The organism is Bradyrhizobium sp. 22, from assembly GCF_000482425.1.
In the GTDB taxonomy this organism is placed as follows: domain Bacteria; phylum Pseudomonadota; class Alphaproteobacteria; order Rhizobiales; family Xanthobacteraceae; genus Bradyrhizobium; species Bradyrhizobium japonicum_B.
Genome location: NZ_KI519399.1, coordinates 1,744,697 through 1,761,074, shown reverse-complemented (window position 1 = coordinate 1,761,074; position 16,378 = coordinate 1,744,697). Strand labels below are relative to the sequence as shown.

The following is a 16,378-nucleotide window of genomic DNA, read 5'->3' as shown; positions in this document are numbered from 1 at the left end:
CAACAACCTAAAGCGCGATGACGATTCATCCTCATCGCATCGCGCTTTGGCGGCGTTACGTTTTCGGAAACTCGTTGAGAAGCTGCGCCCAGATGATCGCGAAGGCGATCAGGCCGCAAAGGCCGAGGGCCGTGGTGAATCGCGGCAGACGGCCGATCGCAACCAGCAGCCAGGCCGGCAGGAAGAACGCCCCGAAGACCATGCCGAGCGGAAACACCGCCAGCCATTGAAAGCCGGTGCGGTCTCCCTGCGGGACATTGGCGATGTGATAGAAGGTGTAAAGCCAGAACAGCGTACCGGTCGCCGCGACGATTGCAGCAAGCTTGCGGAAATTGAAGGGCGTCGATGCGGTCATGACCTGGCTCATGTTCCTTGGTCGCTGCGGCAGCCCTCGGAGTTCACTTGAACCGGACCGAAGACGGCAGCGACCACTGCTCGGACCTTGCACCGGATGAGCCATGGCCGCCCCTCTCTTGAATACCATCTTCGAATTCGTCGATTACGTCCTCGATCTCTCCGAGACGATCGATCGCACGAGACAGTTGAGCAAGCCTGATATCGTGGAAGTTCCACCGGACCCGAGGCCGCTGTCGCCTGCCGCGCGTCGTGCGCTGGCCGAGGCAGAGGATCGTGAGCGCAAGCGGGAGCAGGCCTGAGGCCAGCAGTGGCGCCGACGAGACGTCGTAGCCGTACAGTCCACTGCGCGCGGCTTGAAGGCCGCGTCGCCGTCTACGCAGGCCGAAATCCCGCGTGCTCGAGTGCGGCGCGCGCTGCGTTCGAGCCGAGCGCGTCGAGAAAGGCCCGCACGGCCGGCCGGTGTTTACGCGCGGTCACCAGCGCGAAATCGTAATGCTCTTCGGCCAGCGGAATGAAGCCGAGGCCGACGGCGTGGGCGACCGGCGCAATGGTCATGCCCCAATCGGCGCGGTGCTGCGCCACGGCCGCCGCGACCGCGTTGTGCGACCGCGGCTGGTTCCAATAACCTTCCGGGCGCGCGCCGCCGAGCAGCCGGTCGATCAGGATGCGCGTGCCGGCGCCCTGGTTGCGGTTGACCATGATGCAGGCGGGATCGGCGAGCGCAGCGGCCGCCGCTTGCTTCACGTCCAGGCCTTCGAAACGCCGGTCGCCCTTGCGGAAGACAATGCCCTGCATCCGCCGCCAGCCCGGCACCAGTTCGAGCCCGTCGACGAGATAGGGCGTGTTGTAGGTCTCGCTCGAGTCGTCGAACAGATGGATCGGCGCGACATCGCATTCGCCGCGCTTGGCGGCCGCAAGTCCGCCGAGGCTGCCGACGGCGATCGAGCGCACGGTCAGGCCGGCATGCGCAAGCCCAGCCGTGACGAGATCGAGGCCGGTGCAATGGCTGCCGACGATGACGAGGTCTGGCACCCGCACATGCGGCGTGAACAGCGTCACCTCGGTTGCGGTCCCGGCCGGCATCTGGTCGGCGAGCGCGTCGATGCGCAAGAAACCGTCGGCCTGCGCGAAGGACGTGATCGCGCCGGACCCCTTGCCGGAGGGATAGGCGATCAGGCCATCCCTGCCCTCGACCAGCGAGACCATGACGAATTCGGCGCGGCCGAGCTCGGACGCGATGCGCACCGGCACGGTCGCGTTCACCTTGGCATCGGAGCGTGGCGGCAGGCCGGCCAGCCTGCGCAGCACCGGCACGATCATGTCGTGGAAGGTGAACATGGCCGAGGTTGGAAAGCCCGGCAGGATCACGACAGGCTTGCCGTCGCAAGCCGCAAGGCACAGCGGCTTGCCTGGCTTGAGCGCAACGCCATGGGCGATGATGCCGGGCGCGCCGAGCCGGCCGATGATGCGATGGGACAGGTCACCCGCGCCTTTCGAGGTGCCGCCTGACAGCACAAGCATGTCGGCATCCGCGAGCGCGCCGCGCATGGCCGCTTCGAGCTTGGCTTCGTCGTCCGGAATGGCGCCGAGGAAGATCGCCTCGCCGCCGTTCTCGTCGATCGCGGCCGCGACGATGGCGCCGTTGGTGTCGTAAATCCCGGCGGGGGCGAGCCTCTGGCCGGGCTGAACCAGTTCATCGCCGGTGGAGATCACGGCCACGCGCGGCTTGCGCGCGACCTTCACCTCGGCGATGCCGCAAGCCGCCAGCATGCCGATCTCGCGCGAGCCGATGATGGTGCCGGCCCGCAGCAGCGCCTCGCCGCGCGCGATGTCGGATCCCGCATAGGACACGAATTGCCCGGGCGAGACGGCACGACGAACCTCGATCGTGTCGGACCCCGCCGGCTGGGTGTGCTCGACCATGACGACGGCGTCGGCGCCACGCGGCAGCGGACCGCCGGTGGCGATCGCCGTCGCGGTTCCCGCCGCAACTTGCAGCCTCGGCGCAGTGCCGCACTGGATCGTTTCGCCGTTCAACACAAGGCGCACCGGCTTGCCTTCGCCCGCCGCGACGAGATCGGCCGAGCGGACGGCAAAGCCGTCGACATTGGAGCGGTCGAAAGGGGGAACGTCGATCGGCGCCGTGACGTCTTCGGCGAGCGCTGCGCCGAGCGCATCGGCCAGCTTGCGCGGCTCGGCTGGAATCGAACGCGGGAACAACGCCGCCTCGAAGCGCGCCAAGGCTTCCTCCCGCGAGAGGATCTTGAGGAACTGCGCCTGTTCGAAGGCGCTGCGGTCTTGCGGCTGGGGGATCATCGTCATGCCGAACCCATATCACTCCCGGAGCAGATAGGCATCGACCGGCATTCCTGCCGCAAATCCCTCGCTGTCGCCGGGAACGAGCAGCCATGCGTCCGCACCGGCCATGGCGTGGAACGGCCATTCCCCGACTGCGAGCGGCGTCCAGGCATCACGCTCCCCGGCCAGCAGAACGACCTCGGCGATGCCGCCGCTGGATGCGATCTTGCGCGCGAGCGGCAAGGTGATGCGTCGGCGCGTCCGGCGCGCCGTCAGGCGATCGACGAGCGGCTGCACCAGCGCGAGCCAGGCCGCGAGCGCAGCATCCGGCGAGCCGGGCAACGCCACGGCGGGAACCTGTCCGAGCCGACCGACCGCGGCAGTACGTCCAGGTTGAAGCGCAAGGCCGTGTGCCTTCACCTCGCCCCGCCGGGCCAGCGCCATCACGGCGGCGTCGCGGCGGCCGACGCCGCTGCCGCCGACGGTCAGCACGAGATCACACGAGGAGGCGTCAAGCGCGTCGGCAATCGATGCTTCATCGCGCGCGCCGGCTTCGCGCGGTTCGACGTCCAGTCCTGCCGAGCGCGCGAAGCCGGCGATCATGTGCATCGTTGCCGTTGCACCCGGGACATTGACGATGCGCAGGCGCGGCCGCCGCACGCCGAGCTTCGCCAGGCCCGCAACACGTGCGAGCAGCAGATCGGCCGCACCGACCGGAGAGCCATCGGCCCCCGCAGGCGTGCGCGCCGCGATGTCGCTGCCGGCGCGCCTGACGCCCTGCCCCGGCACGGCTTCCGCCAACACCTGCACCAGCGGCCCGGACACCTCCACCGCGTCGGCATCGAGCACACAGTCGCATCCCGCCGGCATCGCGTCGCCGGCCTCGATCCAAGCCGGGGCTGTCGTCAAAGGCAGCGGCGAATAAGAGGATGCGCCGACCAGATCATTGGCGCGGAGCGCCCAGCCGTCCGTGGCGGCAATGTCATGCGGCGGATGGGCCGCAAGCAACGGAGTGCCCGCCGCGATGCACCCGGCCGCTTCGCGCAGCGGCAACTCCACCGGCGCAAGCGGCGCGAGCCCGCTCAGCAATGCGGCGAGCGCGGTGTCGAGCGGCGTCAGCGAAGGCGGCAGGCGCTGGGTCATGCGCCATGATGGACCACGCATCGCCCGCTTTGGCAACCGCCGACGATGTGGGCCTCACCCGCCGGACCTGTCCGAATTCGGGAAGAACAGCTGCTGGCCGTCGATCTTGAAGGCGGCGATCGCACCCTGCCCCTCCGGCGAGGTCAGCCAATCGATGAAGGTCTGCGCGAGATCCTTCTTCACGTTGGGAAACTTCGCAGGATTCACCAGCGTCACGCCGTACTGATTGAGCAGCCGGCGATCGCCTTCGACGACGATGTCGAGATCGCCGCGGTCCCTGAACGAGATCCAGCTGCCGCGATCCGACAGCACATAGGCATTCGCGGCCCGCGCGGCCTCGAGAGCCGAGGCCATGCCCTGCCCGGCCTCGCGATACCAGGCGCCCTTGGCGGCCGCGATGTCGATGCCGGCGACGATCCAGAGCGCGAGCTCCGCGGCGTGGGTGCCCGACCGATCGCCGCGGGTCACGAACGGCGCGCCCTTGGCCTCGATCGCCTTCAGCGCGGTCACGATGTCCTTGCCCTTCACCGCCGCGGGATCGCTCTTCGGCGCGATCAGAACGTAGTCGTTGTACATCACGTCGAAACGCTTCACGCCAAACCCGTCGGCGACGAATTTCTCCTCCTGCGGCCGCGCGTGCATCAGCACGACGTCGGCCTCGCCGCGTCGCGGCCCGTCGAGCACCTCGTCGGCGCGCCGCGCGATCACGGTCACCTCGATGCCGGTCTTGTCGCGGAAGATCGGCAGCAGATAGTCGAGCAGACCGGATTCCTGGGTCGCGGTCGTCGTGGCGAGGACGATGCTGCGGTCCTCGGCGAATGACGCCGCGATGCCCGCGATGAGGCCGCAGAACAGCGCGAATGCAACGGACAGGCGGCCCATGATCAGGTTCCCATTGGCTATGACGCGATCATGATGCGGATCGAATGCGCCGCACTCGTGACGCGTTTGCGCGCTCCGCGCGCTCCAATCGGGAAATTTCGGCAAAGCTGCGCGCTTCGGAATCGTTCACCAAAGCAGAAATCGCATGCGAGGATGTGTTGCAAAGCAGCGAGATGATCGGGCATGGTTCCCGCGAACTCTTGAAATGCAGAACGTCCAGCCTGCGTCGAACGTCAAGAAGAAGTAAGAATTTGCAATAGGAATGCAGGATGGAATTCCTGACGACCAGCGAAGCGGCCGACTATCTTCGGCTCGGCGAGCGCAAGCTCTATGAACTCGTCACCACCGGCGCGATCCCCTGCACCAAGGTGACCGGAAAGTGGCTCTTCCCGCGACACGAACTCGATCTTTGGGTGCTGTCGGGCCTCGCGCGTCCGGCCGGCATGCTGATCGCGGAGCCGCCGCCGGTGGTGGGCGGCAGTCAGGACGAGCTCCTGGATTGGGCCTTGCGCGAATCCGGCTCGGGCCTGGGATCGATCAGCGAGGGCAGCGTGCGCGGGCTCGAGCGCCTGCAGCGCAACGAGGTGATGGCGGCGGCGGTGCACTTTCACGGGCGGGACCCTTCCGACGATGTCGCCGGGGATGCCAGTGTCGAAGCGGTGCGCGCGGCTCCCGACCTGCATGATGCGGTGCTGGTTGCGTTCGTGCGCCGCGAGCAAGGGCTCGTGCTGCCGCCAGGAAACCCCAAGCAGCTGCACGGCCTGGCCGACGTGCTCGCGCTCGGCGCCAGGATGGCGATGCGGCAACAGGGCACCGGGGCGCAGATGCTGCTCGACGTGCTGCTGAAGCGCGCCGGCGCCACGACGCGGGATCTGCGCCGCGTCGAGACGCCGGCTCTCACCGGCCCGGACCTTGCCGAGCTGGTCCGCGCCGGCCAGGCCGATTGCGGCATCGCGACGCGTGCGGCCGCGCGCTCGGCGGGGCTCGATTTCGTGCCGCTGATCTGGGAGAATTTCGACCTCGCGATGCGGCAGCGCAGCTATTTCCGCCCTGCCATGCAGGCCCTGCTGCGGTTTCTCGGCGAAAGACGGCTGCGCCAGCGCGCCGAGGAGCTGACCGGCTACGATCCCTCGGCCGCAGGCCAGATCCGGTTCGCAGCCTGACATTGACGCCCGCCCCCAAATAGTTGCAAAAGAAACCAATTCAGCCGGCGGCACAGCCGGGGCAACACCGGCCAACGCGCCGGACCAGGGGAGGAGACACGTGAATCCAACGAGATTTGGACTGCCGGCCGCGGCCGGCTTTGCCGCAACGTTCCTGGCGGCGACGCTGATGTCGGGCGCCGCCATGGCGCAGCTATCCGACGACGTCGTCAAGATCGGCGTGCTCACCGACATGAACGGCCCGGCCTCGGCGCCGACCGGTCAGGGTTCGGTGACGGCGGCGCAGATGGCGATCGACGATTTCGGCGGCACCGTGCTCGGCAAGCCGATCAGCGTCGTGGTCGGCGATCATCAGCTCAAGGCCGACATCGGCGCCTCGCTGGCGCGGCGCTGGTTCGACGTCGAGCAGGTCGACCTGATCGTCGACGTGCCGGTCTCGGCGGTCGGGCTCGCGGTGCAGAACATCGCCAACGAGAAGAAGCGGCTGTTCATCACCCACTCCACCGGCACCGCCGACTTCCACGGCAAGTTCTGCTCGCCTTACGCCATCCAGTGGGTGTTCGACACCCGCGCGCTCGCGGTCGGCACCGCGGACGCGGTGGTCAAGCGCGGCGGCGACAGCTGGTTCTTCATCACCGACGACTACGCCTTCGGCCATTCGCTGGAGCGCGACGCCTCCGCGGTCGTCACCGCCAATGGCGGCAAGGTGCTGGGCTCGGTGCGGCCGCCGCTGGCAACGCCGGACCTCTCCTCCTTCGTGCTGCAGGCGCAGGCTTCCAAGGCCAAGATCATCGGCATCGCCGCCGGTCCCCCCAACAACATGAACGAGATCAAGACCGGCTCGGAGTTCGGCGTGTTCAAGGGCGGCCAGCAAATGGCGGCGCTGCTGGCGCTGATCACCGACATCCACGGCCTCGGCCTGCAGGCGGCGCAAGGCCTGCTCCTCACCACGTCGTTCTACTGGGACATGGACGACAAGACCCGCGAATGGTCGAAGCGCTATTTCGCCAAGATGAACAAGATGCCGTCGATGTGGCAGGCCGGCGTCTATTCCAGCGTGATGCACTATCTCAACGCCATCAAGGAGGCCGGCAGCGACGATCCGCTCAAGGTCGCCGCCAAGATGCGCGAGAAGCCGATCGAGGATTTCTTCGCCCGCAACGGCAAGCTGCGTGAGGACAATCTGATGGTGCACGACCTCTGGCTGGTGCAGGTGAAGACGCCGGAGGAGAGCAAATATCCGTGGGACTATTACAAGATCCTGACCACGATCTCCGGCGACAAGGCGTTCGGCCCGCCGGACCCGGCGTGCCCGCTGGTGAAGAAGCAATAGCGCCCATTAATTCGTCATGCCCGGGCTTGACCCGGGCATCCACGTCTTTCCTCAATTGCGGTGACGCGTGGATGGCCGGGTCAAGCCCGGCCATGACGGTTGTGGGTGCAGCCGCGTCCTATTTCACTACCCCGATCTCGCGATAATACCTCATCACGCCGGGATGGATCAGCTCCATCTTCGGCGCGGCGGCGACGGTGTTCGACGCGGTCGTCTCGCAGGCCTGGGCGAGCTTCTTGCAGAAGTTGGCTTCAACGCCGTGCAGCGTCCTCGCCAGGCGATACGCAATATCATCAGGCAAGTCTTCGCGCGTGAGGACAAAACTCCAAGAGCCGAGCGACGCGATCGGCGCGTCCTGCTCCGGATAGCTGTTCGCCGGCACCAGCAGCGGCTTCAGGAACGAATGCTTGGCGCGGATGCGCATCATCTCCTCGACATCAGGCGCGATGAAGCGCGCGCCCGCAGCGCTCGATGCCACCGCGGCAAAGCCGGGCCAGCCGATGCCCGCGCCCCACAGCGCGGCGACGCGGCCGTCCTCGACCATCGCCGGGCCGTCGCCGGCGCGGTCGAGATAGACGGCCTTGAAGTCCTCGTCCTGCTTCAGGCCGATGCCGTCGAGCACGTAGCGCGCCAGGATCGGCAGACCCGAGCCCCTGGCGCCGAACGCGACAGGCTGGCCGACGAGATCGCGGATCGTCCTGTAGGGACTGTCCGCGCGCACCACGAATAGGCCGGGGTTGGAATAGATCGCGGTGAGGATCTTCAGGCGCACGGGCGCGCGGCCGATGCCGGCGAAGGCCTCGTAGGCCGGCTCGCCCGCGACCAGCGCGAGATCGAGCTCGCCCTTCTCCAGCAGCGGGATGTTTTCGTTGCTGCCCCTGGTGTTGCGCGGCGCGATCGAGAGGTGCGGATCGGCCGCGTTCATCACCTCGGCAAACGCATTGCCGTAAAGCGGAAAGCCGCCGCCCGGCGTCGCGGTGCCGAGGCTGAGTGTCGTGGTCGGAATGGCCGTGGCTCCGGTTTGAGCGGCAAGCGGGCTCGCGAGCAGCGCCGCGCTGACGAGGATGATCGCAAATCGCATGGTCGTCCCTCGGGGGCCCGCGTCAACAGCGACCTGCGGCGATGTAGGCAGCGGCCCGATTCTGTGAAAGCATGGCCCCAAGCACAATAGAACAATGGGGAGATATCATGTTGCGAATTTTGCGGTGCGGTGTTGTCGGGCTCGCGGTCCTCACAGGTCTTTTCAGCGCCACGCCTCCCGCCTCCGCCGCCTATCCCGACCGCCCCATCCACTGGCTGATCGGATTTTCCGCCGGCGGCCCGGTCGACATCGTGGCGCGGATCATGGCGCAATGGCTGTCGGAGCGGCTCGGCCAGCAGGTCATCGTCGAGAACCGCACCGGCTCCGGCGGCAACATCGCCGCTGCGGCTGCGATCAACGCGCCGCCGGACGGCTACACGCTGCTGTTCGTCGCGCCCAACAACGCGATCTCGACCTCGCTGTACAAGAAGCTGCCGTTCGACTTCCTGCGCGACACCGCGCCGGTCGCGAGCATCATGCAGCTCACCAACATGCTGGTCGTGTCCAACGCGTTCCCGGCCAAGACGGTCCAGGAGTTCGTCGACTATTGCAAGGCCAATCCCGGCAAGATCTCCTTTGCCTCCTCCGGCAACGGCACCTCGGTGCACATGTCGGCCGAGCTGTTCAAGGTGCTGACCAAGTGCGACATGGTGCACGTGCCCTATCGCGGCTCGGCCATCGCCTTCCCCGACATCATCTCCAACAAGGTGCAGCTGATCTTCGACAACCTACCTTCGGCCATGGAGCAGGTGAAAGGCGGCAATGTCCGCGCGCTGGGCGTGACCTCGCCGCAGCGCTGGCCGAGCGTGCCCGACGTGCCCGCGATCGCCGAGACCGTGCCGGGCTTCGAATCGGTCGGCTTCTACGGCATCTCCGCCCCGAAGGGCACCCCGCCCGAGGTGATCGAGACGCTCAACAAGGCCGTCGGCGAAGCGCTGAAGGACCCGAAGCTGGTGGCCAAGCTCGCCGAGACCGGCGGCATCCCCAAGCCGATGACGCCGGCCGAGTTCGGCAAGCTGGTCACTGATGAGACCGCGAAATGGCGCAAGGTGGTGGAGTTCGCCGGCGTCTCGGTGGATTAGCTGAGCGCGTGGCGCCCGCGGCAGGGTCTGAGGGGGCTCGGGAGGGCCCCCTCCATACCAAAAAGTCGCAAAACAACCCCATGCACAGTAAACGGGGCCAGTGTTTTCAATGGGTTACGGGAGGCTAAAAACCGGCCCTCCGCGTGTCCCCCGCTTCCCAAGGCGGTTTGCTTCGTCGGGCAAAACAGGGGTATACAGGCATCATCCGAAATTTCGGTTATTCGAAATGACGGGTGCTGCCGTGCCGGCGTTCCCATCCGCCCGGGTCAGCATTGCACCCCCGCCGCCATCCCTGTAAACGAACTGCGCACCGTTGCCGGCCGCGTTCCCGCGAGCTGCCTCGCGGCGGGGCCTGTAGCTCAATGGTTAGAGCCGGCCGCTCATAACGGTCTGGTTGCAGGTTCGAGTCCTGCCGGGCCCACCAATGAGATCAATGACTTATAGGATGTTCCATAATCCCGGGCCCCGCTTCGGGTCCCGCTGAATAATCTATTTTTCCAAATCTGCTTTCGTCGGTGTGCTAGACCGCTTTCGCCTTTGTTGAGCTTCGCTTGATCTTTTTCGAGGCGAGAGAGAAGACGCTGCTGCCTGATCTCCGCAGCAGCTTGTGTCATGTCGGGCTCGCTTTGCGCTGCCCTCCTCCTTGGTACACGACACCGCTCTCTCATGCGGTCGATCGCGGCCAATGTTGTGAAGTGCTTTCCGGATAAGTTCGACCTCAAGGTTGCCTTTCGCGATTTCCTTTCTCAATCCCGATATCGTCATCCCGCCCGCGGGGAAGGCTTCTCGCACAGCAACGTCGAGCCGAAGAGGCGTATCGGGTGAATACTTGCTCATGAGACACGATGGATACTGCGCCACTCACTCTACGCGAAAACGCTTCGAATACTATAGTCTGTAGCTCTTTAGTGTTCGAACCAAGACAGTGGAGGTGTGAAAAATCCGACCGCCGCCTTCGGAAAGATCATTGCTGGTCTGAGACGGACCGCCCAACTCTCGCAGGAGGAGTTGGCGGAGCGCGCATCAATTCACCGGACGTATGTCAGTCAGATTGACCGAGGACTTAAATCGCCAACCATTGTAATGCTCTTTCGGTTGGCGCGAGCGCTTGATACAACTCCGAGCAGAATCATGAAGCAATTGGAAGCCGAGATTGGCGCGAGCTAATTTGCGCGAACATCGCGAAATTGAGGTCTCTGCGATGCCAAGTCTTTCTACCGTCGATATGAAGCTCATCGACAGCCTGTTTGGCATGTATGGTGGCTACGTGCTGAGCTTTAGCAACAATACTTTCGCATCGTTCTTCTCCCGGGATGTCGGCATCGACATCTACGATGATGCTTACGCCATACATGGCACTTCGAAAGGCAAGCGCTTATGGGGCTTCTTGGAAGTCGGCCAGACCAGCGCCGTCATTAAGGCATTGCACGCGCTCTGGGAGATCCGCGAGGCCGAACGCATGGAACGCGGCGAAGAGGAGAAGATACCACAAGCCCGAGCTCGGCTCAGCGCACTGATTGTGAAATTGGGTGGCAGACCTCTGCCTGCTGACTTATCAGCTGAACCGCCAGCATCACCCACGAAGCACGCTGGCCCAGCCGAGTCCATGCTGGTCGCGCTGGAGGTCGATTTCACGGCCCTAACACAGATGGAAGAGGCTCCCCAGCAACGCGGATTCGCGTTCGAGCGACTTCTTAAACGCTGGTTTGATGCATGGGGTCTCGACGCGCGCGCATCGTTCCGGACTACCGGCGAGCAAATCGATGGCTCTTTCCAACACGATGGCGCAACGTATCTCGTCGAGGCCAAGTGGCAAAACAAGCCGGCGGACGCGAAGATGCTACACGGCTTCCAAGGCAAGCTGCTCGAGCGCCCCGATTGGACGCGAGGGCTGTACGTCAGCTACGGCGGCTTCTCTGTGGAGAGTTTCGACGCATTCACGGCGCGTCGTCTCATCATGATGGACGGAACCGACATCTACTTCGCCCTTAATCGCCGGCTCGATTTGGGGCGGATCATCGCTGCGAAGGCGCGACATCACAGCGAGAAGCGGCAGCCATTTGCGAAAGTAACGGACATTTTTCCGCTTTGAGGTACCGCGGGCGTTGTCGAACCCGGCAACAACATACACATTTGTCGTTCCCAAAGGTCAGAATAGAGCTATTCTGGCACGCCAAAATGGAAACAAAGCGCCCATGCCGCTTATCTACCTGTCAGGCCCCATCACCGGAACTTCCGCACGCGAGGACGGTTGGCGCGCGGCTGTGCGGCGGAAGCTGCCTCCAGCTTTTACGTTTTTCGATCCTTCTATTCAATCGGCAGACCGCCGCATCGGCTACCTGCAGTCGTTGACACCAACGCAAGACCTAGAACGGCTCAGACATGGCAAATTCACCGCGGATCGCAATCGTCATCAGATAGCCAAGAGCGATGTACTTCTGTGCAACTTCCTTCATGCGAAAGACCGCGTATCAATTGGATCGGTTGGAGAGATCCATTGGGCAAGCGCGTTCAATATTCCCATAATCATCATACGCGAGCGCCAAGGAAACATTCATGATCACGCGGTCCTAAATGCACTCGCAAGTGAGTTGTGTTTTAGCCTAGATGATGCTTGCAGCGTGTTAGCCGGAATGTTTAATAAGAAAGCGAAAAGGCACATCTCGCAATGAGCTAATTATGTACCCAGCCTTAGTTGCGCTTTTTATCCTCGTGCTGCTAGCGGTCCTTGCGTTCCTATCAGACATAAGAGAGCCCTTCCCTACTCACACTGCCCGGTTAAGAGCTGCAGGCGTCCGGCTGTACGATCTTCTCTGGAGTCCGCCGTTTTTGCGCCACTGGCAATTTATGCGGCCGTTTTTTTCTCTGACGGTGGCAAAGCTATTTATCACCTGGTTTGCCGTTGTTCCTGTGGCAGCACATCTGCTTTCGAAAGCGCCCGAGTCTTTAAAGCTACCTCAGAGTTGCAACTGGGTTATCGAAATTGGCCCAGCCTCTCAACCAGACGATTCAACAAGAACCGCTGCACGGAGCTGGGCCAATGCCCAAAGCCAATGCACGTTTCTAGAATTCCCAATTGCACTTCCCTTCAACTGGCAGTTGCTTTGGTTTGCTTCATTATTGTTTTTCATGGCGTTCGCCATCTATTCGATCGCTTGTCCCAGATTCGTCAAACGTTACCCAAATTACACAGCTTACCTCGCAGAGGGCCATGCTGTCCGTTGGATAGTGTGGGAGTTTTACTACATGGAAACACCCCATCACGTCCGTAACAGCGTTGAGCGCCGCCTTATCACCAAGAACTATGCCGAGCCAACCGATGAAGCTCTTACGTCTGAGCCCAACGTAACTGCAGAGAGCACCTATTTGGTTTTTTCCCACGAATCTCAGAACTATCGCTTCGGCTCACCGGCCGAAGATACCGATGGACGTCAGCGTGCATGGGAGCAGGATGTCTTTTGGGAAGTTTTCGGAGGTTGGGCAAAATCACGGTCCCTCTTTGCCACAACAATCCGATGGTTGGTCTTGGCTGCGGCTGCGATAACGGGCTACATCGTTTGCGAGAATATTTCAGCTGCCCTGCAATACATTGGCCACGCGATCTATAGATGACCCGAGCGCATTTAGACTCGCCGCTTAGCATTACAAGCCAGTTCTCACACTGCAGCCTTCCACTCCGCCTCGACGCATATAGAGGGTGTAGCTTCGCGTGTAGTTATTGCTTTGCACGGGCCCGCGGCGGGAATTCTCCTCCCCAGCGGATTGTCACGGCAAATCCCACTTATCTGACGAACATATTTAGTCAGATCGATAGAGGTCACGCCGAAGGCACGGTTCGACAATTCCTAGTACGCGGAGTGCCCATTCATTTCGGGGGTATGAGCGATCCTTTTCAGCCCAGAGAGCGCCGTGAGGGAATCTCCCTTAGCTTTATTAGGGAGTTGCAGAGGAGAAATTACCCAACCGTAATTAGCACCAAGAGCGCGATAGTTGCGGAGACGCCCTATCGCGAACTCCTAGCAAGCGGCTGGCACGTTGTCGTCCAATTCTCTTTGACGAGTACCGAGGATAGTAGAGCGATTCAGCTGGAGCCTTACGCTACACAGCCTTCAGCTATTCTGAAATCAATGGAACGACTAGCCAAGATCGGTGTCCATGTTTCCGCTCGGTGGCAACCTTACATCGAGACGCTCGCAGAGGCTCCGGACGTATATGTCGGACGTGTTGCCGACGCCGGCGCATTTCATCTTTCTCTGGAACATCTCAAGGTACCGCTTGAGGAGAGAGGCTGGGCCAGCAAACGAGCGGGCATTTCGATGTCTGTCCTGAAAAGCCAATATCAGGAACGTGGCGCATTGAGAGATGGTCGGGAGTACATACTCCCATCAGATCAAAAATACACAACCATCCTGAAGGTCCGTGCACTCGCCCATCGCCACAGGATGACATTTGGAGCAGCAGATAACGACTTCCAATTTCTTTCGGATGGTGAGGCGTGCTGTAGCGGGGTCGACCAATTTGCCGGTTTTGAACGGATATTTAAGCACCAAATCGCTCTCGCAGCAAAAAGAGGTGCGCGGAAGGGTATCATCAAATTAGAGGACATCGAGAAGGAATGGTGCCCGGAAACCTCCATCGACCGCTATCTGAATTCTCGGAGCCGTATCGGCTCTCGGGGCGCGATTGAAGGTACGATCCGAAACCATGTGACTGCACGTTGGGAGAACACTAGCTCTCCTGGAAATCCCACCCGTTACTTTGGGGTTACAGATTCTGGACGACGTGATAGAGGTGAAAATCGTATCTTTAAGATGAATTCGGTCCACGCGCAGTTGTAGCCGCGGACGTTTTTTCCTCTCTTTAAGAGAGCTTTCAATTCAAGAGTTGGATTGAAAGCGCGGAAACGAATGCAAACGAACAGCGATGGAATGCAATGATTTGCATTCTTTGGCGAAAACGCATTTGCTTCGCATTGGCATAAGCGATTGAAACATTTGCATTCTTTAAATTTGCCCTCAACCTGCGTGCACTTGCGCTCATAACGGTCTGGTTGCAGGTTCGAGTCCTGCCGGGCCCACCACTCTTGGCCCTTCGGGCTACGCGTGGCGCAGCCACGCGGAGAACGCAGGACGAAGCGTGGTGTCCGGCATAGCTGGAGCACAGCGGAAGCGACGACGGACTGGCGCGGCGAGCTTCGACTATAGTACGCATATTACGATTACCTGCGCGCTCAGGCCATGAAACCGATCACACCTACGCAATGGAGCTTTCTCAAGCGCTATCAAAGCGCCCTCGATAGCAAAGAGTGTCTGTCCAAGCGCTTCGGCGGGGGCGACTGTAATGGCAGGATCGTTCACGCGCACATGATTCCCCGCTCGCAGCTCTTACAAATTGCTGAGCAAGGCCACGTCCACGCCGCTCCTACTCGCCTTTCACCCATCGCACAGATGAAGAGATCCGGCTTTCAGGCGGAAGATATTGGTATAGGCAACTTCTCGACGCTACAGTGCTTCTGCGCACGTCATGACAAGAGTCTGTTTGCGCCTTTGGAGGACGTAGCACTCACCTTCACACGCGAACAACTCACCCTGCTGCATTATAGAGCGATGGCAGCAGAAGTTTATATCCGAGGAAACGCGGAAGACGCAGCCGCGAACGAGGCGAGGAAATATGTAAGTACTGATCCACAACGCCAACCATTCTACAATGCGTTTCAGATCCATTCGCTTGCCGCGATCGCGGCGGAAGAGCACCTCAAACGCACTGAGACGATGATCAACCTGTCGAGGTATGATGAACTCCGAGCGGCAATAATTCGATTTGATGCAACACCAGTTCTGCTCTCTGTTTGTGCTTTCCGTCCGCTCTACGACGTAATCGGAACGAAGCTACAGAACTTTTCTGAAGAAGCTGCATATATCGGAATGCATATTTTGACGGTCGACAAAAAGCCGGCCGTCGTATTCACTTGGCTGAAGGGGCAAAAACCGAGCCAGCGATTTGCCAAATCATTTTGCTTGCAACCATACAGGCAGCTCACAACGCTCGCGGTTCAAACGGCCTTCGAATACGCCGAGCACACATGTATGCGCCGAGAATGGTGGATGTCTGTCTCCCAAGGATGGCGCACGCTCTTGTTGAATCGAATCGAGATGGCGAACGGAGCGGCTTCCGTGCCCGATGAGGATTTCTTATCATTTGAATTTCCGCTGGATGACTGGAAGTGCCGGAGTATCGATTTCGTTAAGTAGCGGGGTGGCACTGGAGAGCATTTCAAATCTACTGCTGTTGTCTTGGCACGAGCAGCGATGTTCGCCGCCGACCTCAATCCCGCTTCACGACGCGTTCGCCCTCGCCCGTTCGCGGGCTTCGCGGCGGCGCTCTCGGCGCTCGCGCCGCCGCTTGGCACGGTCAGCTGGCTGCGGCAGCGGGGAAACCGGAGCAATCTCGAATACGGGTTGGGGCTTCTCGTTGACCGGCGACGCCAGGCTCGGCTCGCCGGGCGCCGGGCGCGCTTCCATGAACTCCAAGAGGTCTCGCCCCTTGGACGTCAGTCTCCAGCCACCGCTGATGCGCTCGACCAGCCCTTGTGAAAAGATGTCGAGGTCCGGCACGCGGCTGGCGAGACGCCTCGTCCGCTCGGCCCAATCGCGGCCACTGGTCGCCAGGATGGCCATGTCGCGCTTGAGATCTTCCATGACGGCAAAGCCGTCCGGATAGCTCACCAGGATCTTCAGAACCGTCACCTGGAAATTCACGCGCCTGCCCCCGCGCTGGATCAATCAGCGCCAGAAAATCCCCTCCCGGGAACGCGCACCGTACTTTGCTTCGCTGCGCTCGCGATTCAAAAATGTTAATCCCGAGGAAGAGAGGCGCGCAGCCAGGGCTGTCGTATTTGAGAGCTTTTCCTGCGGCCATCCTTCGAGACGCCCGCTTGAGGCGGGCTCCTCAGGATGAGGGCGGAGTTTGTGGCTGCAGTTTGAAAGGGCACTGAAGCTGATGAACCTCATCCTGAGGAGGCGCGTCAGCGCCGTCTCGA

Annotated in this window: 16 protein-coding genes and 1 tRNA gene; 11 read left to right on the top strand and 6 right to left on the bottom strand. The window is 62.0% G+C overall.

The genetic code is table 11. The annotated features are described in order from the left end of the window. Positions 1 to 55: 55 nt before the first annotated feature. On the bottom strand, positions 56 to 355 hold the full coding sequence (locus K410_RS0109700) for a hypothetical protein (protein WP_049820235.1): 300 nt from the start codon (positions 353 to 355) through the stop codon (positions 56 to 58). 103 nt (positions 356 to 458) lie between these two features. On the opposite strand from K410_RS0109700, the gene K410_RS0109695 reads away from it, so the two are divergent. Then, on the top strand, positions 459 to 656 hold the full coding sequence (locus tag K410_RS0109695) for a hypothetical protein (RefSeq protein WP_049819988.1): 198 nt from the start codon (positions 459 to 461) through the stop codon (positions 654 to 656). Positions 657 to 729: 73 nt separating this feature from the next. Here the strand turns inward: K410_RS0109695 and K410_RS0109690 are convergent, their stop codons facing one another. The 3 genes from K410_RS0109690 to K410_RS0109680 are packed head-to-tail and all read right to left on the bottom strand — an operon-like array spanning position 730 to position 4,680. After that, on the bottom strand, positions 730 to 2,679 hold the full coding sequence (locus K410_RS0109690) for a molybdopterin biosynthesis protein (protein ID WP_028134656.1): 1,950 nt from the start codon (positions 2,677 to 2,679) through the stop codon (positions 730 to 732). A 12-nt stretch (positions 2,680 to 2,691) separates the two neighbouring features. Beyond that, positions 2,692 to 3,798 (bottom strand): molybdopterin-binding protein, encoded by a 1,107-nt coding sequence (locus K410_RS0109685; protein WP_028134655.1) that lies wholly within the window; start codon positions 3,796 to 3,798, stop codon positions 2,692 to 2,694. A gap of 54 nt (positions 3,799 to 3,852) precedes the next feature. Beyond that, entirely contained in the window at positions 3,853 to 4,680 is an 828-nt protein-coding gene (locus K410_RS0109680) for an ABC transporter substrate-binding protein (RefSeq protein ID WP_155253322.1), read from the bottom strand. Positions 4,681 to 4,949: 269 nt separating this feature from the next. Here K410_RS0109680 and K410_RS0109675 point away from each other — a divergent pair, with 269 nt between their 5' ends. Both K410_RS0109675 and K410_RS0109670 read left to right on the top strand, forming a co-directional pair. Then, complete coding sequence (locus K410_RS0109675) at positions 4,950 to 5,843, top strand: substrate-binding domain-containing protein (RefSeq protein ID WP_028134653.1); 894 nt, start codon at positions 4,950 to 4,952, stop codon at positions 5,841 to 5,843. 100 nt (positions 5,844 to 5,943) lie between these two features. Next, positions 5,944 to 7,176: an ABC transporter substrate-binding protein gene (locus tag K410_RS0109670; protein WP_028134652.1), complete on the top strand. Its 1,233-nt coding sequence runs from the start codon at positions 5,944 to 5,946 to the stop codon at positions 7,174 to 7,176. A gap of 118 nt (positions 7,177 to 7,294) precedes the next feature. Here the strand turns inward: K410_RS0109670 and K410_RS0109665 are convergent, their stop codons facing one another. Continuing rightward, complete coding sequence (locus tag K410_RS0109665; RefSeq protein ID WP_028134651.1) at positions 7,295 to 8,257, bottom strand: TAXI family TRAP transporter solute-binding subunit; 963 nt, start codon at positions 8,255 to 8,257, stop codon at positions 7,295 to 7,297. 107 nt (positions 8,258 to 8,364) lie between these two features. On the opposite strand from K410_RS0109665, the gene K410_RS0109660 reads away from it, so the two are divergent. From K410_RS0109660 to K410_RS0109640, 8 genes are all read left to right on the top strand, one after another. Continuing rightward, on the top strand, positions 8,365 to 9,339 hold the full coding sequence (locus tag K410_RS0109660) for a Bug family tripartite tricarboxylate transporter substrate binding protein (RefSeq protein ID WP_028134650.1): 975 nt from the start codon (positions 8,365 to 8,367) through the stop codon (positions 9,337 to 9,339). Between the two features lie 348 nt (positions 9,340 to 9,687). Continuing rightward, positions 9,688 to 9,763 (top strand) — tRNA-Ile (locus K410_RS0109655). Positions 9,764 to 10,272: 509 nt separating this feature from the next. After that, the gene (locus K410_RS38385) at positions 10,273 to 10,506 is read left to right on the top strand and encodes a helix-turn-helix domain-containing protein (protein WP_080672143.1); all 234 of its coding nucleotides are present in this window, start codon (positions 10,273 to 10,275) and stop codon (positions 10,504 to 10,506) included. Then, on the top strand, positions 10,493 to 11,431 hold the full coding sequence (locus K410_RS0109650) for a restriction endonuclease (RefSeq protein ID WP_245269347.1): 939 nt from the start codon (positions 10,493 to 10,495) through the stop codon (positions 11,429 to 11,431). Before K410_RS38385 ends, K410_RS0109650 begins: the two co-directional genes overlap by 14 nt. Before the next feature lie 103 nt (positions 11,432 to 11,534). Beyond that, positions 11,535 to 12,011 carry a hypothetical protein gene (locus tag K410_RS39400; RefSeq protein WP_155253320.1) on the top strand — a complete coding sequence of 159 codons (477 nt, stop codon included), beginning with the start codon at positions 11,535 to 11,537 and terminating at the stop codon, positions 12,009 to 12,011. Between the two features lie 157 nt (positions 12,012 to 12,168). Beyond that, a complete protein-coding gene (locus tag K410_RS39395; protein ID WP_210164234.1) occupies positions 12,169 to 12,951 on the top strand; it encodes a hypothetical protein in 783 nt (260 codons plus the stop codon). A 515-nt stretch (positions 12,952 to 13,466) separates the two neighbouring features. Beyond that, entirely contained in the window at positions 13,467 to 14,177 is a 711-nt protein-coding gene (locus tag K410_RS39390; RefSeq protein ID WP_155253318.1) for a hypothetical protein, read from the top strand. Positions 14,178 to 14,576: 399 nt separating this feature from the next. Beyond that, a complete protein-coding gene (locus K410_RS0109640) occupies positions 14,577 to 15,590 on the top strand; it encodes a hypothetical protein (protein WP_028134648.1) in 1,014 nt (337 codons plus the stop codon). Positions 15,591 to 15,674: 84 nt separating this feature from the next. Here K410_RS0109640 and K410_RS40325 read toward each other — a convergent pair whose 3' ends face one another. Next, positions 15,675 to 16,097 (bottom strand): hypothetical protein, encoded by a 423-nt coding sequence (locus K410_RS40325; RefSeq protein ID WP_028134647.1) that lies wholly within the window; start codon positions 16,095 to 16,097, stop codon positions 15,675 to 15,677. Positions 16,098 to 16,378 lie beyond the last annotated feature (281 nt).